Annotated in this window: 22 protein-coding genes; 19 read left to right on the top strand and 3 right to left on the bottom strand. The window is 64.1% G+C overall.

Going from position 1 to position 22,030, the window contains the following annotated elements; genetic code table 11:
• Position 1 precedes the first annotated feature (1 nt).
• The 14 genes from flhA (at position 2) to AC5O5I_RS07375 (ending at position 14,238) form a co-directional block, all read left to right on the top strand.
• The gene (gene flhA, locus AC5O5I_RS07310) at positions 2-2,131 is read left to right on the top strand and encodes a flagellar biosynthesis protein FlhA (RefSeq protein ID WP_172231707.1); all 2,130 of its coding nucleotides are present in this window, start codon (positions 2-4) and stop codon (positions 2,129-2,131) included.
• A gap of 11 nt (positions 2,132-2,142) precedes the next feature.
• A complete protein-coding gene (gene flhF / locus AC5O5I_RS07315; protein WP_494512273.1) occupies positions 2,143-3,450 on the top strand; it encodes a flagellar biosynthesis GTPase FlhF in 1,308 nt (435 codons plus the stop codon).
• Positions 3,451-3,543: 93 nt separating this feature from the next.
• A complete protein-coding gene (gene fleN, locus AC5O5I_RS07320; protein ID WP_027593013.1) occupies positions 3,544-4,377 on the top strand; it encodes a flagellar synthesis regulator FleN in 834 nt (277 codons plus the stop codon).
• On the top strand, positions 4,374-5,114 hold the full coding sequence (gene fliA / locus AC5O5I_RS07325) for an RNA polymerase sigma factor FliA (protein WP_013973585.1): 741 nt from the start codon (positions 4,374-4,376) through the stop codon (positions 5,112-5,114). Before fleN ends, fliA begins: the two co-directional genes overlap by 4 nt.
• A gap of 105 nt (positions 5,115-5,219) precedes the next feature.
• A complete protein-coding gene (locus AC5O5I_RS07330) occupies positions 5,220-5,594 on the top strand; it encodes a chemotaxis response regulator CheY (protein ID WP_172228080.1) in 375 nt (124 codons plus the stop codon).
• A 20-nt stretch (positions 5,595-5,614) separates the two neighbouring features.
• Positions 5,615-6,403, top strand: coding sequence for a protein phosphatase CheZ (locus AC5O5I_RS07335; protein ID WP_172228078.1), 789 nt, complete (start codon positions 5,615-5,617; stop codon positions 6,401-6,403).
• 12 nt (positions 6,404-6,415) lie between these two features.
• Positions 6,416-8,626 carry a chemotaxis protein CheA gene (locus tag AC5O5I_RS07340; protein WP_494512274.1) on the top strand — a complete coding sequence of 737 codons (2,211 nt, stop codon included), beginning with the start codon at positions 6,416-6,418 and terminating at the stop codon, positions 8,624-8,626.
• A gap of 46 nt (positions 8,627-8,672) precedes the next feature.
• Entirely contained in the window at positions 8,673-9,803 is a 1,131-nt protein-coding gene (locus AC5O5I_RS07345; RefSeq protein ID WP_172228074.1) for a protein-glutamate methylesterase/protein-glutamine glutaminase, read from the top strand.
• Complete coding sequence (locus tag AC5O5I_RS07350) at positions 9,803-10,543, top strand: flagellar motor protein (RefSeq protein ID WP_172228072.1); 741 nt, start codon at positions 9,803-9,805, stop codon at positions 10,541-10,543. Before AC5O5I_RS07345 ends, AC5O5I_RS07350 begins: the two co-directional genes overlap by 1 nt.
• A gap of 3 nt (positions 10,544-10,546) precedes the next feature.
• Positions 10,547-11,404 carry a flagellar motor protein MotD gene (gene motD, locus AC5O5I_RS07355; RefSeq protein ID WP_494512275.1) on the top strand — a complete coding sequence of 286 codons (858 nt, stop codon included), beginning with the start codon at positions 10,547-10,549 and terminating at the stop codon, positions 11,402-11,404.
• A gap of 222 nt (positions 11,405-11,626) precedes the next feature.
• Positions 11,627-12,415, top strand: a complete 789-nt coding sequence (locus tag AC5O5I_RS07360; RefSeq protein WP_172228068.1) for a ParA family protein — start codon at positions 11,627-11,629, stop codon at positions 12,413-12,415.
• A complete protein-coding gene (locus AC5O5I_RS07365) occupies positions 12,415-13,308 on the top strand; it encodes a CheW domain-containing protein (RefSeq protein ID WP_494512276.1) in 894 nt (297 codons plus the stop codon). The genes AC5O5I_RS07360 and AC5O5I_RS07365 overlap by 1 nt, the downstream gene beginning before the upstream one ends.
• Positions 13,309-13,349: 41 nt before the next feature.
• A complete protein-coding gene (locus tag AC5O5I_RS07370) occupies positions 13,350-13,829 on the top strand; it encodes a chemotaxis protein CheW (protein WP_003254393.1) in 480 nt (159 codons plus the stop codon).
• Between the two features lies 1 nt (position 13,830).
• A complete protein-coding gene (locus tag AC5O5I_RS07375) occupies positions 13,831-14,238 on the top strand; it encodes a DUF2802 domain-containing protein (RefSeq protein ID WP_172228064.1) in 408 nt (135 codons plus the stop codon).
• A 59-nt stretch (positions 14,239-14,297) separates the two neighbouring features.
• On the opposite strand, the gene AC5O5I_RS07380 is transcribed toward AC5O5I_RS07375, so the two are convergent.
• From AC5O5I_RS07380 to fliK, 3 genes are all read right to left on the bottom strand, one after another.
• Positions 14,298-17,051 (bottom strand): dermonecrotic toxin domain-containing protein, encoded by a 2,754-nt coding sequence (locus AC5O5I_RS07380; protein ID WP_494512277.1) that lies wholly within the window; start codon positions 17,049-17,051, stop codon positions 14,298-14,300.
• Between the two features lie 70 nt (positions 17,052-17,121).
• The gene (locus tag AC5O5I_RS07385) at positions 17,122-17,463 is read right to left on the bottom strand and encodes an EscU/YscU/HrcU family type III secretion system export apparatus switch protein (RefSeq protein ID WP_172230186.1); all 342 of its coding nucleotides are present in this window, start codon (positions 17,461-17,463) and stop codon (positions 17,122-17,124) included.
• On the bottom strand, positions 17,460-19,016 hold the full coding sequence (fliK, locus tag AC5O5I_RS07390; protein ID WP_494512278.1) for a flagellar hook-length control protein FliK: 1,557 nt from the start codon (positions 19,014-19,016) through the stop codon (positions 17,460-17,462). Before fliK ends, AC5O5I_RS07385 begins: the two co-directional genes overlap by 4 nt.
• Before the next feature lie 268 nt (positions 19,017-19,284).
• Here fliK and ccmA point away from each other — a divergent pair, with 268 nt between their 5' ends.
• The 5 genes from ccmA to ccmE are packed head-to-tail and all read left to right on the top strand — an operon-like array spanning position 19,285 to position 22,021.
• Positions 19,285-19,917: a cytochrome c biogenesis heme-transporting ATPase CcmA gene (gene ccmA, locus AC5O5I_RS07395; RefSeq protein ID WP_172230182.1), complete on the top strand. Its 633-nt coding sequence runs from the start codon at positions 19,285-19,287 to the stop codon at positions 19,915-19,917.
• Positions 19,914-20,582: a heme exporter protein CcmB gene (gene ccmB, locus AC5O5I_RS07400; RefSeq protein WP_172288588.1), complete on the top strand. Its 669-nt coding sequence runs from the start codon at positions 19,914-19,916 to the stop codon at positions 20,580-20,582. Before ccmA ends, ccmB begins: the two co-directional genes overlap by 4 nt.
• Positions 20,583-20,628: 46 nt before the next feature.
• The gene (locus AC5O5I_RS07405; RefSeq protein ID WP_172230178.1) at positions 20,629-21,396 is read left to right on the top strand and encodes a heme ABC transporter permease; all 768 of its coding nucleotides are present in this window, start codon (positions 20,629-20,631) and stop codon (positions 21,394-21,396) included.
• The gene (gene ccmD, locus AC5O5I_RS07410; protein WP_012273475.1) at positions 21,393-21,569 is read left to right on the top strand and encodes a heme exporter protein CcmD; all 177 of its coding nucleotides are present in this window, start codon (positions 21,393-21,395) and stop codon (positions 21,567-21,569) included. Before AC5O5I_RS07405 ends, ccmD begins: the two co-directional genes overlap by 4 nt.
• Positions 21,566-22,021: a cytochrome c maturation protein CcmE gene (ccmE, locus tag AC5O5I_RS07415; protein ID WP_172230176.1), complete on the top strand. Its 456-nt coding sequence runs from the start codon at positions 21,566-21,568 to the stop codon at positions 22,019-22,021. Before ccmD ends, ccmE begins: the two co-directional genes overlap by 4 nt.
• Positions 22,022-22,030 lie beyond the last annotated feature (9 nt).

Consider the following 22,030-nt stretch of genomic DNA (forward strand, 5'->3'; position numbering starts at 1 on the left):
GGTGGATCGCACTCAGTTAATCAGCAACGCCCGTAACAACCTGGCCGGTCTTGGCCGGGGCAACCTGGGTGTGCCGCTGTTGCTGCTGGTGATGTTGGCAATGATGATGTTGCCGATACCGCCGTTCCTGCTCGACGTGTTCTTCACCTTCAACATCGCCCTGTCGATCGTTGTCCTGCTGGTCTGCGTGTACGCCCTGCGGCCGCTCGATTTCGCCGCATTCCCCACCATCTTGCTGGTGGCCACGCTGCTGCGCCTGGCCCTGAACGTGGCCTCCACCCGAGTGGTGATGCTGCACGGCCAGGAAGGCCATGGCGCCGCCGGCAAGGTGATCCAGGCCTTTGGCGAGGTGGTGATCGGCGGTAATTATGTCGTTGGTGCGGTGGTGTTCGCCATCCTCATGATCATCAACTTCGTGGTGGTCACCAAGGGCGCCGGGCGTATCTCGGAGGTGAGCGCGCGTTTCACCCTCGACGCCATGCCCGGCAAGCAGATGGCTATCGACGCCGACCTCAACGCCGGCCTGATCGACCAGGCCCAGGCCAAGCACCGCCGTGCCGAGGTGGCCCAGGAGGCCGAGTTCTACGGTTCGATGGACGGTGCCAGCAAGTTCGTCCGCGGGGACGCCATCGCCGGCCTGTTGATCCTGTTCATCAACCTGATCGGCGGCATATTGATCGGCATGATGCAGCACGGCATGAGTTTCACGGAGGCCGGCAAGGTGTACGCCCTGCTGACCATTGGTGACGGTTTGGTGGCGCAATTGCCTTCACTGCTGCTGTCCACCGCTGCCGCGATCATGGTTACCCGTGCCTCCGGCTCCGAGGACATGGGCAAGCTGATCAACCGGCAGATGTTCGATTCGCCCAAGGCACTGGCGGTTTCCGCCGGGCTGATGATCGTCATGGGCCTGGTGCCGGGCATGCCGCACGTCGCCTTCATCAGCCTTGGCCTGCTGGCGGGCGGTGGCGCCTACCTGGTGTGGAAGAAGCAGCAGAAGACCAGGCTGCAGGCACTCAAGGAGGCGCAGCAGCAGCAGGACTTGCTGCCTTCGCCGCAACGTGCACTGGAAACCAAGGAGCTTGGCTGGGACGATGTCACGCCGATCGACATGATCGGCCTGGAGGTCGGTTACCGGCTGATCCCCCTGGTCGACCGCAACCAGGGTGGTCAGCTGCTGGCGCGGATCAAGGGGGTGCGCAAGAAACTGTCCCAGGACCTGGGCTTCCTGATGCCCACGGTGCACATCCGCGACAACCTCGACCTGCAGCCCAGTGCCTACCGCCTGACCCTGATGGGGGTGATCCTTGCCGAGGCCGAGATCTACCCGGACCGCGAACTGGCCATCAACCCGGGCCAGGTATTCGGCACGCTCAACGGTATTGCCGCGCGGGACCCGGCATTCGGCCTGGAAGCGGTGTGGATCGACGTTGGCCAGCGCTCGCAGGCGCAGTCGCTGGGCTACACCGTGGTTGACGCCAGTACCGTGGTGGCTACCCACCTCAACCAGATCCTGCAGAAGCACTGCCACGAGCTGATCGGCCACGAAGAGGTGCAGCAATTGCTGCAGGTGCTGGCCAAGGCATCGCCTAAACTTGCAGAAGAGCTGGTGCCCGGTGTCATTTCCTTGTCGGGCCTGCTGAAGGTGCTGCAGGCTCTGCTGTCGGAGCAGGTGCCGGTGCGCGATATCCGCAGCATTGCCGAAGCGATCGCGAACAATGCCGGCAAGAGTCAAGATACCGCCGCGCTGGTGGCGATGGTGCGCGTCGGATTGTGTCGCGCCATCGTGCAAAGCATTGTCGGTGTTGAGTCTGAGCTGCCAGTGATTACCCTGGAGCCAAGGTTGGAACAGATTTTGCTCAATAGTCTGCAAAGGGCCGGGCAGGGTCAGGAAGATGGTGTTCTTCTGGAACCTAGCATGGCCGAGAAGCTGCAACGTTCGCTGATCGAGGCGGCCCAGCGCCAGGAAATGCAGGGCCAGCCGGCCATCCTGCTGGTCGCCGGCCCGATCCGCGCCATGCTGTCGCGTTTCGGTCGCCTGGCTGTACCGAATTTGCATGTGCTGGCGTATCAGGAAATACCGGACAACAAGCAAGTCACCATCGTTGCCACCGTGGGCCCTAACGGCTGAGGTAGTGGATAATGCAAGTTAAGCGATTTTTCGCCGCCGATATGCGTCAGGCCATGAAACTGGTCCGTGATGAGCTGGGCGCCGATGCCGCGATCATTGGCAACCGCCGCATTGCCGGTGGTGTCGAACTGACGGCTGCGCTGGACTACAAGCTGTCCGCCCTGGCCCCGCGCGTGCCCAACGCCGAGCTGGAAGAAGAGCTGCGCAAGACCCACACGCGCATCGCCACTGCCCAGGCCGAGCTGGACCACCGCCAGGACAGCAGCGACAACAACCGCCAATTGTTTGCCGGGCAGTCGCTGACGGCCGCCGAACCGCTGGTCGAGCCCCACGTCGACACCCCCGAGGCGGCTGCCGCCCCGGCCGCGGCGCCAGTCGATCCGCGCCTGTTCGATGCCATGCGCTCCGAGCTGTCGGGCCTGCGCGAGCTCCTGGAAGTGCAGCTCGGCTCCCTGGCCTGGACTCAGTTGCAGGGCAGCAAGCCGCAGCAGGCCAACCTCTGGCGCCGCCTGCAGCGCATCGGCCTGTCCGGGCCGATCGCCCGTGAGCTGCTGGACCTGACCGCCGAAATCGAAGAACCACGCCAGGCCTGGCGCATGCTGCTGGCGCACCTGGCGCGGATGATCGACATTCCCGAAATCGAGCCGATCGAAGAGGGCGGGGTGATTGCCGTTGTCGGACCGGCCGGCATGGGCAAGACCACCACCCTGGCCAAGCTGGCCGCCCGCTACGTGCTCAAGTACGGCGCGCAGAACCTGGCGCTGGTGAGTATGGACAGCTTCCGCATCGGTGCCCAGGAGCAGCTCAAGACCCTGGGCCGCATCCTCAACGTGCCGGTGACCTACGTCGACCCGGGCCAGTCGCTGGCTGCGGCGCTGGAGCCGCTGCTGCGCAAGCGCGTGGTGCTGATCGATACCGCCGGCCTGCAGGCCAGCGACCCGGCCCTGCGCATGCAACTGGAAACCTTGGCCGGGCGTGGCATTGCCGCAAAGAATTACCTGGTACTGGCCACCACCAGCCAGAAGCAGGTGCTGACCGCCGCCTATCACAGCTACAAGCGCTGTGGCCTGGCGGGCTGCATCCTGACCAAACTCGATGAATCGGCAAGCCTTGGCGATGTGCTGAGCCTTGCCATCAGTCATGAACTGCCCGTGGCCTATCTCACCGATGGCCCGCGCATTCCAGACGACCTGCACTTGCCACGTGGGCACCAGCTGGTGACCCGGGCAGTCAATGTGCAGCAGCAGGACGAGCCCAGTGAAGAGGCCATGGCCGACATGTTCGCTGATCTCTATCACAACCCACGGCGAGCGGGTTGACCATGAAGCGTGTGCAAAGTCGCTATACCAAGGGGTACGCAGAATTGCCCTACGTGTGGCCTGAGTCCCAGCGAGACAAGGTAAAGAACAGACATGGGTAGCATGCATCCTGTACAGGTGATCGCCGTGACCGGTGGTAAAGGTGGCGTCGGCAAGACTAACGTTTCAGTGAACTTGTCCCTGGCGCTGGCCGAGCTTGGCCGCAGGGTCATGCTGCTCGACGCCGACCTGGGCCTGGCCAATGTCGACGTGTTGCTGGGCCTGACTCCCAAACGTACCCTGGCCGATGTCATCGAGGGGCGCTGCGAGCTGCGCGATGTGATGCTGCAGGGCCCCGGCGGCGTGCGCATCGTGCCGGCGGCCTCGGGCACGCAGAGCATGGTGCACCTGGCCCCGGCCCAGCATGCCGGGCTGATCCAGGCGTTCAGCGACGTCGGCGACAACCTCGACGTGCTGGTGATCGACACCGCTGCGGGCATTGGCGACTCGGTGGTGAGCTTTGTCCGCGCGGCGCAGGAAGTGCTGCTGGTGGTGTGTGACGAACCGACCTCGATCACCGATGCCTACGCCCTGATCAAACTGCTGAATCGCGACTACGGCATGAACCGTTTCCGCGTGCTGGCCAACATGGCGCAGAGCCCGCAGGAAGGGCGCAACCTGTTTGCCAAGCTGACCAAGGTCACCGACCGCTTCCTTGACGTTGCCCTGCAGTACGTGGGCGCCGTGCCGTACGACGAGTGTGTGCGCAAGGCGGTGCAGAAGCAGCGTGCAGTCTACGAAGCCTTCCCTCGCTCCAAGTGCGCGCTGGCCTTCAAGGCGATTGCGCAGAAGGTCGACAGCTGGCCGCTGCCGGCCAACCCGCGCGGCCACCTGGAGTTCTTCGTCGAGCGTCTGGTGCAACCCACCAGCGCGGGACCCGTGCTATGAACGCGAGTGGCTTCAAGATGTACAGCCGGGCGTCGAAAGACGCCCAGTACGAGCTGATAGAACGCTACGCGCCGCTGGTCAAGCGCATCGCCTACCACCTGCTGGCGCGGCTGCCGGCCAACGTGCAGGTCGAGGACCTGATCCAGGCCGGCATGATCGGCCTGCTGGAAGTGGCCAACAAGTACGACGCCAGCAAGGGCGCCAGCTTTGAAACCTACGCCGGTATCCGCATCCGCGGCGCGATGCTGGACGAAGTGCGCAAGGGCGACTGGGCACCGCGCTCGGTGCACCGCAACACCCGCATGGTCAGTGACGCGATGCGCGCAGTCGAAGCCAGAACTGGCCGTGACGCTAAAGATCATGAAGTTGCTGCCGAACTTCAATTGAGTCTCGATGATTACTACGGGATCTTGAACGATACCCTGGGCAGCCGCCTGTTCAGCTTTGACGACCTGTTGCAGGACGGCGAGCACGAAGGGCTGCATGAGGATGGCGCCAGCGGCCAGGTCGAACCTGCCCGCGGCCTGGAGGACGAGCGCTTCCAGGTAGCCCTGACCGAGGCCATCGCCAACCTGCCGGAGCGTGAGCGCCTGGTGCTGGCGCTGTACTACGACGAAGAGCTGAACCTCAAGGAAATCGGTGAGGTGCTTGGGGTCAGCGAGTCGCGGGTCAGCCAGTTGCACAGCCAGTGTGCTGCGCGCCTGCGCAGCCGCCTTGGGGAATGGCGGGCGCGTTGAGCCCGTTGTCGTTGCAGTCGTTTTCTACGTTGTACCGGATTGATTGAATGCGCGCTCGCAGCCGAGCGCGTTCGAGACTGCTTGGAGGTCTACTTGAACAAAGATATGAAAATCCTCATCGTTGACGACTTTTCGACGATGCGGCGGATCATCAAGAACCTGATGCGCGACCTGGGTTTCACCAACACGCACGAAGCGGACGACGGCACCACGGCGCTGCCGATGCTGGAGAACGGTGACTACGACTTTCTGGTGACCGACTGGAACATGCCTGGCATGTCCGGCATCGACCTGCTGCGTAAGGTGCGTGCCAGCGAGAAGCTGAAAACCATGCCGGTACTGATGGTGACCGCCGAAGCCAAGCGCGACCAGATCATCGAAGCGGCCCAGGCCGGCGTCAATGGTTACGTGGTCAAGCCGTTCACCGCTCAGGTGCTCAAAGAAAAGATCGAGAAGATCTTCGAACGCGTCAACGGCTGAGTCACGCCAGGGGGCGCGCCATGGAATCATCACAAACGTCGTTGGGCGAGTTCGAATCGACCCTCAAGAAGCATGCCCAGGAGCTGGTCGAAAGCCTGGAGCGAGGCCGTTTTGGCGAGGCGGTGCAGCTGATTCACGAGCTGAACCAGACCCGCGACCGCGGCCTGTATCAGGAAGTCGGCAAGCTGACCCGCGAGCTGCACAGTGCCATCGTCAGTTTCCAGATCGACCCGACCATGCCGCAAGCCGAGGAGGTGTCGCAGATTACCGACGCCACCGAGCGCCTGTCGTATGTGGTCAAGCTCACCGAGGGCGCGGCCAACCGCACCATGGACCTGGTCGAGGAAAGCACTCCGGTGCTCAACGACCTGGCCAGCGAGGCCAAGGCGCTGAGCACCGACTGGCAGCGCTTCATGCGCCGCGAAGTGGCTGCGCCAGAGTTCCGTGACCTGGTCAAGCGCGTCGACAGTTTCCTGACGCACAGCGCTGAAGGCAACCGCAAGGTAGCTGGTCACCTCAACGACATTCTGCTGGCGCAGGACTACCAGGACCTGACCGGTCAGGTGATCAAGCGTGTCACCACTTTGGTGACCGAAGTGGAAAGCAACCTGCTCAAGCTGGTGCTGATGGCCAGCCAGGTCGACCGGTTTGCGGGCATTCAGCATGACCACGATCAATTGCGTGCAGAAAAAGATCGAGAAAAACATCCGACTCGGGGTGAAGGTCCGCAGATTCATGCCGATAAGCGTGAAGACGTTGTGTCCGGTCAGGACGATGTCGATGATTTGCTGTCCAGCCTGGGTTTTTAAGGAGCACGTTTGATGAGCTTCGGCGCCGATGAAGAAATCCTCCAGGATTTCCTGGTAGAAGCCGGCGAAATTCTTGAGCAACTGTCCGAGCAACTGGTCGAGCTGGAAAGCCGGCCCGACGATGCCGACCTGCTCAATGCGATCTTTCGCGGTTTCCACACTGTAAAAGGGGGCGCCGGCTTCCTTCAGCTGAACGAGCTGGTGGAGTGCTGCCATATCGCCGAGAACGTGTTCGACGTGCTGCGCAAAGGTGAGCGCCGGGTCGACGCGGAACTGATGGATGTAGTGCTTGAAGCACTGGATACGGTCAACAGCATGTTTGGCCAGGTGCGCGAGCGCGCCGAAGTGACTCCGGCCACCCCTGAGCTGCTGGCGGCATTGTCGCGCCTGGCCGAACCTGGCAGCGCCGAAGCGCCTGCGGCACCCGTTGCTGCACCCCAGCCCGCCGCCGAGGCGCCGCTGGCTGCTGCGGCCGATGACGCGCACCAGGACATCACCGACAGCGAGTTCGAGCAGCTGCTCGATTCGCTCGATGCGGTCAAGGCACAAGCTGCTGCCGACGAGCAGATGCAGGGTGAGCCCGTCAGTGCGGCCGGCGACGAAATCACCGACGCCGAGTTCGAGTCGTTGCTCGACCAGTTGCACGGCAAAGGCCAGTTCAGCGCCGAGGTTGTGGCGCCGCCGGCTGCGGTCAGCGCTGAAGCGGTCAGCGACGAGATCAGCGACGCCGAGTTCGAATCGCTGCTCGACCAGTTGCATGGCAAGGGTACGTTCCAGGTCGATGCGTTGCCGGGTGCCAAGGCGCCGTCGCCTGCCGCCGCTGAACAGACCGCTACGGCCAGCGCCGCCAGCGACGAAATCAGCGAACACGAATTCGAAGCCCTGCTCGACCAGTTGCACGGCAAGGGCAAGTTCGGCGGCGACGTTGCTGCGGTCGAAGCACCGGCTGCGGCCAGGGCGCAGCCGCCAGCTGCGGCGCCTGCGCCTGCCAGCAAACCTGCTGCTGCCCCTCGCGCGCCGGCCCCGGCCGCCGACAAGCACGCGGTCAGCGAAGCGGAAACCACCGTGCGGGTGGACACCGCGCGCCTGGACGAGATCATGAACATGGTCGGCGAACTGGTGCTGGTGCGTAACCGCCTGGTGCGCCTGGGCCTGAACAGCGGTGACGAGGCCATGTCCAAGGCCGTGTCCAACCTCGACGTGGTCACCGCCGACCTGCAGACCGCGGTGATGAAAACCCGCATGCAGCCGATCAAGAAAGTCTTCGGCCGCTTCCCGCGCCTGGTCCGCGATCTGGCTCGCCAGCTGAAAAAAGAAATCAACCTGGAGCTTGTCGGCGAAGAGACCGACCTCGACAAGAACCTGGTCGAGGCCCTGGCCGACCCGTTGGTGCACCTGGTGCGCAACGCCGTCGACCATGGCATCGAGATGCCCGATGAGCGTGATGCCTCCGGCAAGGCGCGCACGGGCCGCGTGGTGCTGTCGGCCGAACAGGAAGGCGACCACATCCTGCTGTCGATCTCGGACGACGGCAAGGGCATGGACCCGAACATCCTGCGCGCCAAGGCCGTTGAAAAGGGCCTGATGGACAAGGACGCCGCCGAGCGCCTGAGCGAGTCGGACTGCTACAACCTGATCTTCGCCCCGGGCTTTTCGACCAAGACCGAGATTTCCGACGTGTCGGGGCGTGGCGTGGGCATGGACGTGGTGAAGACCAAGATTTCCCAGCTCAACGGCTCGATCAACATCTACTCGGCCAAGGGTCAGGGCTCGAAGATCGTCATCAAGGTGCCGCTGACCTTGGCGATCATGCCGACCCTGATGGTGATGCTGGGCAACCAGGCGTTCGCCTTCCCGCTGGTCAACGTCAACGAAATCTTCCACCTCGACCTGTCGCGCACCAACGTGGTCGACGGCCAGGAAGTGGTGATCGTGCGCGACAAGGCACTGCCGCTGTTCTACCTCAAGCGCTGGCTGGTGCAGGGCCAGGTGCACGAAGAGCAGCGCGAGGGCCATGTGGTGATCCTGTCGGTGGGCACCCAGCGCATCGGTTTTGTCGTCGATCAACTGGTTGGCCAGGAAGAAGTGGTAATCAAGCCGCTGGGCAAGATGCTGCAGGGGACCCCGGGGATGTCCGGGGCCACCATTACCGGTGACGGGCGCATTGCGTTGATTCTCGACGTCCCGAGCATGCTCAAGCGTTACGCCGCGCGGCGTATTTGATTTCGGTGGCGCACCCTGGCGGGTTGCGCCGCCTAATGGAGTGTTTATGGCAGTCAAGGTCCTGGTGGTGGATGATTCCGGTTTCTTCCGCCGCCGCGTCTCGGAAATCCTCTCGTCGGATCCGACGATCCAGGTAGTGGGTACCGCGACCAACGGCAAGGAAGCAATCGACCAGGCGCTGGCGCTGAAACCCGATGTCATCACCATGGACTACGAAATGCCCATGATGGACGGCATCACCGCGGTGCGGCACATCATGCAGCGCTGCCCGACGCCGGTGCTGATGTTCTCCTCGCTGACCCATGAAGGCGCCCGGGTCACCCTCGATGCGCTGGATGCCGGTGCGGTTGATTACCTGCCGAAGAACTTCGAGGACATCTCGCGCAACCCCGACAAGGTCAAGCAGATGCTGTGCGAGAAGGTGCACACCATTTCCCGCAGCAACCGCCGTTTTGGCAGCTACGCCAGCCACGTGCCGGTGGCCGCACCTGCACCGGCGCCTTCCAGCAGCCCTGCACCTGCCAGCGGTTTCACCAGCCCTGCACCGGCGCGTACTCCCGTGCCTGCCCGTGCACCGGCCGCTGCGCCTACGCATTCGCCAGCCGCCAAGCGCAAGCCCTACAAGCTGGTCGCCATCGGCACCTCCACCGGTGGCCCGGTTGCCCTGCAGCGGGTGCTGACCCAGCTGCCGGCCAGCTTCCCGGCACCGATCGTGCTCATCCAGCACATGCCGGCCGCGTTCACCAAAGCCTTTGCCGAACGCCTCGACAAACTGTGCCGCATCAGTGTCAAGGAAGCCGAGGACGGCGACATGCTGCGCCCCGGCCTGGCGCTGCTGGCCCCGGGGGGCAAGCAGATGATGATCGACGGCCGTGGCACGGTGAAGATCCTGCCCGGCGACGAGCGCCTGAACTACAAGCCGTGCGTGGACATTACCTTCGGCTCGGCGGCCAAGTCGTATGGCGACAAGGTGCTGTCGGTGGTGCTCACCGGCATGGGCGCCGATGGCCGCGAAGGTGCGCGCCTGCTGAAACAGGGCGGCAGCACGGTGTGGGCCCAGGATGAAGCCAGCTGCGTGATCTATGGCATGCCCATGGCCATCGTCAAGGCCAACCTGGCTGACGCCGTGTACAGCCTGGACGAAATCGGCAAGCACCTGGTGGAGGCGTGCGTCTGATGGACGTCCTCAGCCTGATCGGCCTGATCCTCGCCTTTGTCGCCATTGTCGGTGGCAACTTTCTCGAAGGCGGCCATGCCGGTGCCCTTGTTAACGGCCCGGCGGCGCTGATCGTGCTGGGCGGTACCCTGGCGGCGGCGCTGCTGCAGTCGCCGCTGTCGTCGTTCAAGCGTGCCTTGCAGATCCTGCGCTGGATTCTGTTCCCGCCACGGGTCGACCTGGCGGGCGGGATCGACCGCGTGGTGAACTGGAGCCTGACCGCACGCAAGGAAGGCCTGCTGGGCCTGGAGGGGGTGGCCGACAGCGAGCCCGACCCTTATGCACGCAAGGGCCTGCAGTTGTTGGTGGACGGCGCCGAACCGGAAGCCATCCGCAGCATTCTCGAAGTCGATTTCCTGACCCAGGAAAGCCGTGACATCCAGGCTGCCAAGGTATTCGAGAGCATGGGCGGCTACGCGCCGACCATCGGCATCATTGGTGCGGTGATGGGCCTGATCCACGTGATGGGCAACCTGGCCGACCCGGCGCAACTGGGCAATGGTATTGCCGTGGCCTTCGTCGCCACCATCTACGGGGTGGCCAGCGCCAACCTGATACTGCTGCCGATCGCCAGCAAGCTGAAGGCCCTCGTCATGCGCCAGTCGCGCTACCGCGAGATGCTGCTCGAAGGCCTGCTGTCGATTGCCGAGGGTGAAAACCCGCGCTCGATCGAGCTGAAGCTGCAAGGCTTCATGGAGTAACCCATGCGTCGCCGTCGCCATACCGAGGAACACGAAAACCACGAACGCTGGCTGGTGTCGTACGCCGACTTCATTACCTTGCTGTTCGCTTTTTTTGTGGTGATGTACTCGATTTCCTCGATCAACGAGGGCAAGTACAAGGTCATTTCCCAGGCCTTGCTCGGGGTGTTCAACGACCCGGAACGCAGCATGAAGCCGATCCCTATCGGTGATGAGCAGCCGTTGAGCGTGCGCCCGGCCGAGCCGTTGGTCAAAGAGAGCGAGCAGACCGAGGCTGCCTTGGGCGCGACCAATGTCGACCCGCTGAAAACCATCAGCGATGACGTGCGCGATGCCTTTGGCGATCTGATCAACAGCAACCAGATGACCGTGCGTGGTAACGAGCTGTGGATCGAGATCGAGCTCAATTCGTCGCTGCTGTTCGGCAGTGGCGATGCCATGCCCAGCGACAAGGCCTTTGCCATCATCGAGAAGGTGGCCAACATTCTCAAGCCGTTCGCCAACCCGGTGCACGTCGAGGGCTTTACCGACAACCTGCCGATTCGCACGGCGCAGTACCCGACCAACTGGGAGCTGTCGTCGGCGCGGGCGGCGAGCATCGTGCGCCTGCTGGCCATGGAAGGGGTCAACCCGGCGCGCATGGCCTCGGTGGGCTACGGCGAGTATCAGCCGGTGGCCGGCAACGACACCGCCGACGGCCGTGCGCGCAACCGGCGGGTGGTGCTGGTGATTTCGCGCAACCTCGAAGTGCGCCGCAGCCTGACCGGCTCGGGCAGTGCCAACGCTAAACCGGACGCTGCATTGCGCCGGGCTGGCACACAAAGTGCACCGGCAACGCCAGCAACGGTGGCGGGGCAATAAGTCGTCAAATCTCTGTCACTGTTAACGAGTTCATGACATTGACGGCGATCCCTGTGGGAGCGGGTTCACCCGCGAAGATCGCGACTCGGTATATGGCACCGGCTTTGCCGGTGTTCGTGGCGGTTCGACGCTTCGATAAACCCGCTCCCACATTGATTGCGCGAGCTTTCAAATTTTGAGCAAGGCAGTGTCCCTGCCAAATCAATAGATAGAGTTTGCTTGATGAGAGTCTGGGCAGTAGCCAATCAAAAAGGTGGCGTCGGCAAGACCACCACTACCATTGCCCTGGCCGGCCTGCTGGCCGAGGCCGGCAAGCGCGTGGTCGTCGTCGACCTCGACCCGCACGGCTCGATGACCAGCTATTTCGGGCACAACCCGGATGCCCTGGAGCACAGCTGCTACGACCTGTTCCTGCACAAGGGCGGGGTGCCCGAAGGCTTGCCTGGGCAACTGCTGCTGCCCACCAGCGACGAGCGCATTTCGTTGTTGCCGTCGAGCACCGCGCTGGCGGTGCTGGAGCGCCAGTCGCCGGGGCAGAATGGCCTGGGGCTGGTGATCGCCAAGAGTCTGGCGCAGCTGTGGCAGGATTTCGACTACGCCCTGATCGACAGCCCGCCATTGCTCGGCGTGCTGATGGTGAACGCGCTGGCGGCCAGCCAGCAGCTGGTGATCCCGGTGCAAACCGAGTTTCTGGCGGTCAAGGGGCTTGAGCGCATGGTCGGTACGCTGGCGATGGTCAACCGCTCGCGCAAGCAGGCACTGCCTTACCAGATCGTGCCCACCCTGTTCGACCGCCGTACCCAGGCCTCGCTGGGCACGCTCAAGCTGTTGCGCGATACCTACGGCCAGCAGGTGTGGCAGGGCTACATCCCGGTCGACACGCGGCTGCGCGATGCCAGCCGCAAGGGTGTCACGCCCTCGCAGTTCGACGGCAAGAGCCGCGGCCTGATTGCCTATCGGGCGCTGCTAAAGCACCTGCTCACTTACAAGACTGCAGCGCAGGTGGCTTGATGACCCAGACTCGGCACACCAGCACCCGGCCACAGGTGGCCCTGCAATCGTACCTTGACGGGTTGCTGCAGGAGGCCACCGAAGCTGACGACCTGATCGAGCTACCGGCAGCGGCGCAAGAATTCGCCGCAGCGGTGCGCGAGAAGCAGGCGCGTGATGCCCGCCAGCCGGCAAGGCAAGCGCCAGCCGAAGCCGACATCAGCCCTGCGCTGCGACCTTTCGCCGAGCCCCGGCTGGCGGTGTTGCCCAGCGTGATACCGGTTGAGCCGCCGGTGGTGACCGTGGTCGAGCAGCAGGTGGTGGCCGAGGCCGCCATACCGGTGCTGGTCGAAGAGCAAGCCCCGCAGCCCGCGGTACCGTTGGTCGATGTGCATTTGCCGGCCCCCGACCTGCCTGCGCCGCCACCCAGTGAAGACGGTCGCCCGGCGTGGGCGGCCGAGCCGTTCGAATGCCTGCTGTTCGACGTTGCCGGTCTGACCCTGGCGGTGCCTCTGGTGTGCCTGGGCTCGATCTACAACCTGGCGGGCCAGGAGCTGACGCCGCTGTTCGGCCAGCCCGACTGGTTCCTCGGCATCCTGACCTGCCAGGCCGGCAACCTGAAGGTGCTGGACACGGCCCGTTGGGTGATGCCTGACCGCTATCGCGATGACTTTCGCCAGGGCCTGCAATACGTGATTTCCGTGCAGGGCTACGAATGGGGGCTGGCCGTGCACCAGGTCAGCCGTTCGCTGCGCCTGGACCCGTCCGAGATCAAGTGGCGCAGCCAGCGCGGCCAGCGGCCATGGCTGGCCGGCACGGTGATTGAACACATGTGTGCCCTGCTCGACGTCGCCGCACTGGCCGAGCTGATCGCCAGCGGCGCGGTCAAGCAGATGCATGCCAAACAGCAATGACAGCGAACACACCGCCAATGGCGGATTTTGAGGGTAGGGGAATGAAAAAGTCGTCCGCACAAGGTTCCGAAGATCCGATTCTGCAGTGGGTTACCTTCCGTCTGGACAACGAGTCCTACGGCATCAACGTGATGCAGGTGCAGGAAGTGCTGCGCTACACCGAAATCGCTCCGGTGCCGGGCGCGCCTAGCTATGTGCTGGGCATCATCAACCTGCGCGGCAACGTGGTGACGGTGATCGATACCCGCCAGCGCTTCGGCCTGATGCCCACCGAAGTTACCGACAACACCCGTATCGTCATCATCGAGGCCGACAAGCAGGTGGTCGGCATCCTGGTCGACAGCGTGGCCGAGGTGGTGTACCTGCGCCAGTCCGAGATCGAGACCGCGCCTAACGTGGGTAACGAAGAGTCGGCCAAGTTCATCCAGGGCGTGTGCAACAAGAATGGCGAACTGCTGATCCTGGTCGAGCTGGACAAGATGATGACCGAGGAAGAGTGGTCCGAGCTGGAGAATATCTGAGTTGATCCTACAGGTTGCTGTCATCTTCCTGGCGCTGGTCTGGGCGCTGAGCCTGTGGTTTTTCCTCAACTATAGCAAGCGCCAGCGCGAGCTGGCCGCGCAGCAGGCCGAGGGCGATGCCCTGCGTGACCAGCGCATCAAGGACCTGGCCAAGCGCCTGGACGACTACCAGAACGGTACCGTGCGCATGGGCGAGGCGCTGCACGCGTTGAGCGCAGTGGTTACCCCGCTGCCCGACAAGATCCAGCAACTGGAGCAGCGCGACCCCAGCAACGTCACCTTCAGCCAGGCGGCCAAGCTGGTGGGCATGGGCGCCAGCGTCGCCGAGCTCACCGAAAGCTGCGGCCTGACCCAGGCCGAGGCGGAGCTGATGAGTAAATTGCATCGCAGCGAAAACGCCTCGTCCTGACGGCTCTGCCCCGGTCTGTTCGCGTATTTACCCCCGACCAGGCCGGGTCTGCTGCCGGCTCATGAGTGGCTCCAGGAATGATTGCCGCCAACCCTCGCGAAGCGGTTGAGTGGCAGCAGTGTGCGCATGGCCTTTTGGCTTTGGGCCAGGTCGACGAACCGGTAGGCATTGATCCGGGGTATGGCGTAAAGGTTGATCAGCTGGCGCAGGGTACGCAGCCCTGGCAGGTGACGGTCGACGACGTCGGTGAGCATGGCTGGGCCGGTAAGGCGACTGAGGCGGTTGGCATAGCGGTAGAAGTTGGCTGGATCATCGGCCAGGCTCGGCTTGCTGTCGTAGAAGTCCTGGTTGGTCTGGTAGCGGGCGTGGATTTCTTCGGATATGGCCTCCAGCAACGGATTGCCCGGGTGGCTGCCTATCAGGCTGGTATTGTACAGGCAGTTCATGCCCAGCTTTTCATTGGACATGGGCGGCGCCAGCAGCAGGCCATCCGGGGTGGTGGCCAGCGTTACCTGGTCGATAGCTTCGCCAGGGCTGCCGGCGGTTTGCCCGTCGGTGACCTGCGGGTATTCGCCAGTGCCAAGCAAGGTGTCGTCGACGTCCATGTACAAGCCGCCTTCATGGTGCAGCATCGGGTAGCGCAGCACATCGGATGCCGAGGCGTAGTTGGTGGCGATACCACCGTTGCCATCCAGGGCCGCGTCGTACTGTGCGTAGTAGCGGCTTTGGCGAAAGGCCCTGAAGAACGCTTGCTCCTCTAGTGGCAGTACTTGCAGGCCGGGCGCATGTTCGGCCAGCAGTTCAAGGTTTTCGGCATAGGCCTGAGGGGCGGATTTGCCAAGGTACAGGCGCAACTCGTACTCGCTGTCCTTCAGCCGGGCAGCGTTATTGTCCAGGTTGGCCAGGAGCTTGGGGCTGATGGTGCGGTCGCCTACCCACAGGCACGAAATGGTCTTCGGAATCGGGTAGCTGTTGCTGGCCTGCACCGGGATATCTACCGGCAACCTGAGCTCTACGCCCAGGGCACGCAGGCTCTGGCTGCGCATGCCATTGCCGGGCACGCGACTGGCGGGCGCAGCGACCAGGTCGCGGCGGCCAGCCTGGGCAACGTAACCGGTGGGCTCGATCTCGTTCAGATCCCCTTCGCGAATGAACACATCACGTTGAAGGTCGTAGACCATGCGCTGTGTGTAGCCGTCGATGCAGGCATCGAGGTGGTCGACATTGCTGTCGTATTGGGGCACGCGGATGACAGCGTCGGCGATGGCCTGATCGCAATCGGGCAGTGGCGGGATCGGCTCAGTGATATGGAAATAGGGCACGCCTTCCGGGGCTGGCAAGCGCGGGGCTGAGACCGGGCTCGCCGGGTAACCGATCTGCTCGTTCAGCCGGGTGGGCGGCACGAAGCCATCGAGTTTGAACTCGAACAGGGTTTGGGCCTTGGTGGCGCCTGCGATAGCCAACGGCACGGCATTGAACAGGCCCCAGGTGATGTTGCCGACGCCATCCTGCTTTTCGTGCAGCGACTTGCCATTGATGGCCTGGTCCAGCCCCAGGCCCAGTTGCGCGATGCCGCCGATAGCCAGCAATGGCGCCAGCCCGGGTACTACCAGGCACAACGGAGCCAACAGGCTGAGGGTGCTGGACAGGTAACCGCCCCAGCGGGCTTTGCTGACCTGGCTGTCGGTGGTGATCAGAAAGGCTGCGTCGTCGTAACTGCGTTGGCGCTGGTGGTCTGCCATTGCCTGAAACAGGTCACCATCAATGTCGGGCGAGTATTTTTCCTGACGGTAATTCACGTAGGTGCGCGGTGACCACTTGCCGTCGTCGTTGAAAAAGCCATGTTCAGGCGGTAACGGATGCCGGGCAGGGTACGCGGCCAAACCCTCAAGGGCTGTATCCAGGCCGCTGAAGTCGAGGCCCTGGGGGGCGTCCGCCAGCCTGAAATGCTGCTTCAGCGCTGCGCGTCTGTCAGGGTTTTTGCATTGTTGGCCTACCCAGTCCTTCAGCAGGTCTTCGCTGGCGAACTCCAGCAGCGGCGAGCTGTTGCCGGGAACATAGAGCACGATCAAGCCGCTGGCGGGGGCCTTGAGGCACAACAGATCGGTGGCTGCGTAGCCGTAGATGTTCAACATGCTCACCCGTAGCGCACTGTCACGTGGCATCAGCCCGCCGGCTTGCCATATCAACCTTCTTGCTGCCTCGCTGAGGCTGCCTTCGCTGACCTGTTTGTTACAAGCTGCGATGAAGTTGAGCTTGCTGGCCAGCCGGTGGCCGTTCAGGTGGTCTCGCCAGTAGCGGTCCAGCTGGGCCTTGAAGGGGATATGGAAGTCCAGGGCGGCGATGAAGCGCTGCAATGCCTCGGCGGCTATCGGCAGGAGGGTCGAGGCGTCATAGCGTTGCGGCGAGGTTCGGCGGAACAGCCCGTTGAATACCTGGTATGGGGCGCCATAGTGGTTGAGCGCCGGTGCCGGCAAGGTCTCGACCAGGCGCAGCGGACCGCCAGGCAAGCTGCCGGCCCACGGCTGGCGAAACAGGGCGCCGAACAGATCGTTGTTGGTTACCCCCGGCCAGTTGGCCAGCAGAGCCTCGACCAGGCTTGCACGCTGAGTGACCGCGACCAAGTGGCCAGCTCGCACATCGGGGGCGTGATGCAAGGTAACCACGTCGATCTGCGTGGGGTCGAGATCATGGCCCTGCCTGGCCAGCCATTGGCGCAGGGCGCGGCTGGCCTCCTGGTCCGGGCGAGGCACCTGGCGCAGGTGGTCGCGAACATACTGCACGCCGGCGGCGTTGATGCGGGTCGTGGACATGGTGTTCACCTTGCTCATTTTTGGAAAGGGCAAGGCTGAACGGGTGACGCCGACTGGGGGTGGTAGATAGCTACCGGTTGTCGCCTGGTGGCGGCAGCAGGGTTACCGGGGTGATGTCGCGGGGCGTGGCGGGTTCGTCACTGAAGCCGGGCGGCACCTTGCCGCGCAGTTGCCAGGCAAATGCAATGATCTCTGCAATGGTCAGGTACAGCGCCTCCGGGATCTGCTCACCCAGCTCCAGGCGCGCCAGCAGGCGCACCAATTCGGCGTTTTCGTAGATCGGCACCTCGTGTTCGCGGGCCAGCGCCAGGATGGCTTCAGCGAGTGCATCGTCGCCCTTGGCGCTGAGGGTGGGGGCTTGCTGGCCGTCGTAGCTCAGGGCGATGGCCTGGCGGGGATGCTTCTGAGTCATGCGTTTTCATCCACCCAGCGTTGCTCTACCCGCGTGCGCGGGCCTTGTGGCGGGGTGCCGGGGTGGCATTCCAGGTCGCCGACATCCAGGCCGCGGGCCAGCAGGCGTTCGCGCAGGGCGCCGAGCTGGGTGTCGATCAGCCGCGCGGTTTGTTCGCGTTCTGCCCACAGCTGCCCGCTCAGCCGGCCCTGGCTCAGTTGCGCCTGGACCTGCATGGGGCCCAGTGGTGAGAGGTCGAAGGCCAGCTCGATGCGCCACAGGGCTTGTAGCGGGTCTTGCGCCTCATGCTGACGGTCGGCCTGTTGTTGCGGGGTTTCCTCGCGCTGCAGCTTCACCTGCAAGGGGATGAACTCCTGGCCGTGGCGGATCGGCACTTCGGTTTGCCAGGTGCTCTGCAGGTTGCCGTTTTCCAGTGTGCCGGTTTGCTGCAGGCTGCTCATGGCGTGGCTTTGCAGGCGTGAAACGGCAGCAGCGGCCAGGCGCAGCAGTTGCTGCAGGTCGCCTTCTTCTTCCATGGCCTTGAGCAGGCGCGACGGCAGCGGGAAGGCCCCGGGCTGCGGTTTGGGGCTGACCCGCTCGAGCATGCCCAGTGCGCCGCGTGCCAGCGCCGGCATGGTCACGGCGAGGCTGGCCGGGGCCAGGTTGGGGGCGCCGGTCGGGTTGATCGGCGCCTGCGCCACCAGCCGCAGCAGGTGCGCCTTCAGGTCGGTAGCGACGGTGGCAGGGAAGCCGCCCAGCAGTTTCGCTTCGAGGAAGGCCCCGCTGTTGTTCAAGGCCTGGGCCACACCCTTGGCGTCGCCCAGTTGCCGCGCGTCCGGCAGGCCGGCCAGCAGGCGTTCGGCGCTGGCCCGCAGGTTACCCTCGACGCCTGGGTCGCGGGTCAGCTGTTGCAGGGCGTTAAGCAGGCCGGGCAGCGAGGCCTGGCGGTTTTGCTGGGTCAGCAGCTGCTGGGCAATATTGAGCTGGTCCTGCCGTCCGCTAAGCGGCACGAAGCGCAGCGACTGGTCGCCCTGCACCAGCGCACTGAGCAGGCTGCCGATGGCCAGCGGGCGCGGGCTGTCGATGCTCAGGGTAGCGCCGGCCTGGGCGCTGTTGAGCAGGCTGACCAGCGCCCGGTAGGCGGCGGGTTGCCCAGGGCCCTGGGGCAGCAGCTGATTGGTCACGACCTTGCCTTGCAGCAGGGTGCCCACTGGCACTTTGCTGGTATCGAGGCGGGTGAGGGTGGCGATCTGGCTGGCGTTGGCTTGCTGCAGCAGGATCGCCAGGCGATTGCCTTCGGTCTGGCTGACTGTGACCTGGCTGCCTTGGGGCAGGGGCTGGCTGGTGCTGGCTTGCAGCTGGGTCTGCACGCCGTTGGCCTGGATCAGGCGCAGCACCAGCTGGAATTCCTGGCCCGTCTGGCGCAACGACACTACCTGGGCCTGCGCGGTCTCGCCGGGGGCCAGCAAACCGGGCTGTGCCTGGATCAGGCGCAGCAGTTCGCCGGTCATGCCCGCCTTCATGGCTTGGTTGTTGATCGCGGTTTGTGTGCCGAGACTATTGATTTCAGTCATGATTGTATACAACCTGTCGAGCCCGGCCTCTTGGCAGCGCGGCGGCGCGTGTAATAATGCCGAGCGCCCGTGGTTGCCAGTATAACGGCAGCGCGGGGGGCGACTTGAGACATGAGGGCGTCAGCGCGGTGTTGCCTGCTTCGCGGGTGAACCCGCTCCCACAAGGTTTTTGTGCAGCATCCGAGCGCTGCGCGGTACCGGTAGGAGCGGGTTTGCCCGCGAAACAGGCAAAATATCGGGCTGGGCCCTACCAAGATAAGGCGAAACCGTGACCCTTCACCTCCAAGCCGCAGGCCTGGCCTGCGAGCGCGACTGGCGCCTGCTGTTCGAGCACCTCGCTTTCGAGCTGCGGCCCGGCGACATGCTGCAGATCAGCGGCCCCAACGGCAGTGGCAAGACCAGCCTGTTGCGCCTGTTGGCGGGCCTGATGCAGCCGACCGCCGGGCAGATCCTGCTGGGCGGCAAGCCATTGGCCGAGCAGCGCCATGCCCTGGCCAGCATCCTGCTGTGGATCGGCCATGCCGCCGGTATCAAGGACCTGCTCACTGCCGAGGAAAACCTCACCTGGTTATGCGCCTTGCACCAGCCCGCCAGCCGCGATGCGATCTGGGCGGCGCTGCAGGCAGTAGGCCTGCGCGGTTTCGAAGACGTGCCCTGCCACACCTTGTCTGCCGGCCAGCAGCGCCGCGTGGCCCTGGCCCGGCTGCACCTGGCCTGCCCGCCGCTGTGGATTCTCGACGAGCCGTTCACCGCCCTCGACAAGCAAGGCGTGGCGCAACTTGAAGCGCACCTGGCAGCCCACTGCGAGCAGGGCGGCACGGTGGTGCTGACCACCCACCACACGCTCGACCGCAAGCCGTCCGGTTACCGTGAGCTGAACCTGGGGCAGTGGGCCGCATGAGCGTATTCATCCTGCTGCTGCGCCGTGAAGCGCGCCTGCTGTTCCGGCGCCCGGCCGAGCTGGCCAACCCGCTGGTGTTCTTCGCCATCGTCGTGGCCTTGTTCCCGCTGGCGGTCGGCCCGGAAAGCCAATTGTTGCAAACCTTGTCGCCAGGCCTGGTCTGGGTGGCGGCGCTGCTGGCGGTGCTGCTCTCGCTGGACGGCCTGTTCCGCAGCGATTTCGAAGACGGCTCGCTGGAACAATGGGTGCTGTCGCCGCATCCGCTGGCGCTGCTGGTGCTGGCCAAGGTGCTGGCGCACTGGATCTTTTCCGGGCTGGCACTGGTACTGTTGGCGCCACTGCTGGCATTGATGCTGGGGCTGCCCAGCCAGTGCTTGCCGGTGTTGCTCGCTTCCTTGTTGCTGGGTACGCCGGTGTTGAGTTTGCTGGGTGCGGTAGGTGCCGCGCTGACGGTCGGTCTGAAGCGTGGTGGTTTGTTACTGGCATTGCTGATTCTGCCGTTGTATATCCCTGTATTGATCCTGGGCAGTGGTGCGTTGCAGGCGGCGTTGCAGAATATGCCCGCAACCGGCCACCTGCTCTGGCTCGCCAGCCTGACGGCCCTGGCCGTGACCCTGGCACCCTTTGCGATAGCGGCTGGCCTGAAGATCAGCGTTGGCGAATAACGAGTCCCGGGCTCTCAAGCCCGGCAAATACCCTGGATGTACCCTGATGAAAATAAGCTGGACGTGGTTCCACAAGCTGGGCTCCCCCAAATGGTTCTATGCCATCAGCGGCCGCATGCTGCCCTGGCTGGCTGGCGCTGCCGTGCTGCTGCTGGCGGTCGGCATCACCTGGGGCCTTGCCTTTGCGCCCGAGGATTACCAGCAAGGCAACAGTTTCCGCATCATTTATATCCACGTGCCGGCGGCGATGCTGGCGCAGTCCTGCTATGTGTTGCTGGCAGTGGCCGGGGTGGTGGGCCTGGTGTGGAAGATGAAACTGGCCGACGTCGCCCTGCAATGCGCCGCGCCGATCGGCGCCTGGATGACCGCCGTGGCGTTGGTCACCGGCGCCATCTGGGGCAAGCCGACCTGGGGCAGCTGGTGGGTCTGGGATGCACGACTTACGTCCATGCTTATCCTGCTTTTCCTGTACTTCGGCATCATTGCGCTGGGCCAGGCAATCAGTAACCGTGACAGTTCGGCCAAGGCCTGCGCGGTGCTGGCGATTGTCGGCGTGATCAATATCCCGATCATCAAGTATTCGGTGGAGTGGTGGAACACCCTGCACCAGGGCGCCACCTTCACCCTGACCGAAAAACCGGCGATGCCCGCCGAGATGTGGCTGCCGTTGCTGTGCACGGCGCTGGGCTTCTACTGCTTCTTCGGCGCCGTGCTGTTGCTGCGCATGCGCCTTGAAGTGCTCAAGCGCGAAGCGCGCGCCAGCTGGGTCAAGGACGAAGTGTTGAACAGCCTGGGGCGGAGGGCGGCACAATGAGTTTTGCCACCTTCGGTGACTTTCTCGCCATGGGCCACCATGGCCTGTACGTGTGGTCGGCCTATGGCATTTGCCTGGCAGTGCTGGCGCTGAATGTCGCCGCACCCCTGTTGGCCCGCCGTCGTTACCTGCAAGAAGAGGCGCGCCGTTTGCGCCGGGAGAACAACCAGTGAATCCGCAGCGCAAGAAACGCCTGTTGCTCATCGTCGGCCTGCTGGTCGGCGTCGGGGTTGCCGTCGGCTTTGCCTTGAGCGCATTGCAGCAGAACATCAACCTGTTCTACACACCCACCCAGATCGCCAACGGCGAAGCGCCGCAGGATACGCGCATCCGCGCCGGCGGCATGGTCGAGAAGGGCTCGGTGCAGCGCTCGGCCGACTCGCTGGACGTGCGCTTCGTGGTCACCGATTTCAACAAGTCGGTGCCCATCACCTACCGCGGCATCCTGCCCGACCTGTTCCGCGAAGGGCAGGGTATTGTTGCCCTCGGCAAGGTCAACGCCGAAGGCGTGGTCGTGGCCGATGAGGTGCTGGCCAAGCACGACGAGAAGTACATGCCACCCGAGGTCACCAAGGCCTTGAAGGAAAGCGGCCAGGCCGCCGCCGGCGCGGAGGCCAAGCCATGAACGCTGCAC

It is taken from the genome of Pseudomonas sp. 9_2_1, assembly GCF_059295275.1.

Bases quoted from the DNA above. Each gene is read 5' to 3' on its own strand.
- flhF (WP_494512273.1), top strand. From the start codon at position 2,143: ATGCAAGTTAAGCGATTTTTCGCCGCCGATATGCGTCAGGCCATGAAA.
- AC5O5I_RS07350 (WP_172228072.1), top strand. From the start codon at position 9,803: ATGGACGTCCTCAGCCTGATCGGCCTGATCCTCGCCTTTGTCGCCATT.
- AC5O5I_RS07370 (WP_003254393.1), top strand. From the start codon at position 13,350: ATGAAAAAGTCGTCCGCACAAGGTTCCGAAGATCCGATTCTGCAGTGG.
- AC5O5I_RS07340 (WP_494512274.1), top strand. From the start codon at position 6,416: ATGAGCTTCGGCGCCGATGAAGAAATCCTCCAGGATTTCCTGGTAGAA.
- fliA (WP_013973585.1), top strand. From the start codon at position 4,374: ATGAACGCGAGTGGCTTCAAGATGTACAGCCGGGCGTCGAAAGACGCC.
- fleN (WP_027593013.1), top strand. From the start codon at position 3,544: ATGGGTAGCATGCATCCTGTACAGGTGATCGCCGTGACCGGTGGTAAA.
- AC5O5I_RS07360 (WP_172228068.1), top strand. From the start codon at position 11,627: ATGAGAGTCTGGGCAGTAGCCAATCAAAAAGGTGGCGTCGGCAAGACC.
- AC5O5I_RS07365 (WP_494512276.1), top strand. From the start codon at position 12,415: ATGACCCAGACTCGGCACACCAGCACCCGGCCACAGGTGGCCCTGCAA.
- AC5O5I_RS07380 (WP_494512277.1), bottom strand. From the start codon at position 17,051: ATGTCCACGACCCGCATCAACGCCGCCGGCGTGCAGTATGTTCGCGAC.
- fliK (WP_494512278.1), bottom strand. From the start codon at position 19,016: ATGACTGAAATCAATAGTCTCGGCACACAAACCGCGATCAACAACCAA.
- motD (WP_494512275.1), top strand. From the start codon at position 10,547: ATGCGTCGCCGTCGCCATACCGAGGAACACGAAAACCACGAACGCTGG.
- ccmB (WP_172288588.1), top strand. From the start codon at position 19,914: ATGAGCGTATTCATCCTGCTGCTGCGCCGTGAAGCGCGCCTGCTGTTC.
- ccmD (WP_012273475.1), top strand. From the start codon at position 21,393: ATGAGTTTTGCCACCTTCGGTGACTTTCTCGCCATGGGCCACCATGGC.
- AC5O5I_RS07405 (WP_172230178.1), top strand. From the start codon at position 20,629: ATGAAAATAAGCTGGACGTGGTTCCACAAGCTGGGCTCCCCCAAATGG.
- AC5O5I_RS07335 (WP_172228078.1), top strand. From the start codon at position 5,615: ATGGAATCATCACAAACGTCGTTGGGCGAGTTCGAATCGACCCTCAAG.
- AC5O5I_RS07330 (WP_172228080.1), top strand. From the start codon at position 5,220: ATGAAAATCCTCATCGTTGACGACTTTTCGACGATGCGGCGGATCATC.
- AC5O5I_RS07345 (WP_172228074.1), top strand. From the start codon at position 8,673: ATGGCAGTCAAGGTCCTGGTGGTGGATGATTCCGGTTTCTTCCGCCGC.
- AC5O5I_RS07385 (WP_172230186.1), bottom strand. From the start codon at position 17,463: ATGACTCAGAAGCATCCCCGCCAGGCCATCGCCCTGAGCTACGACGGC.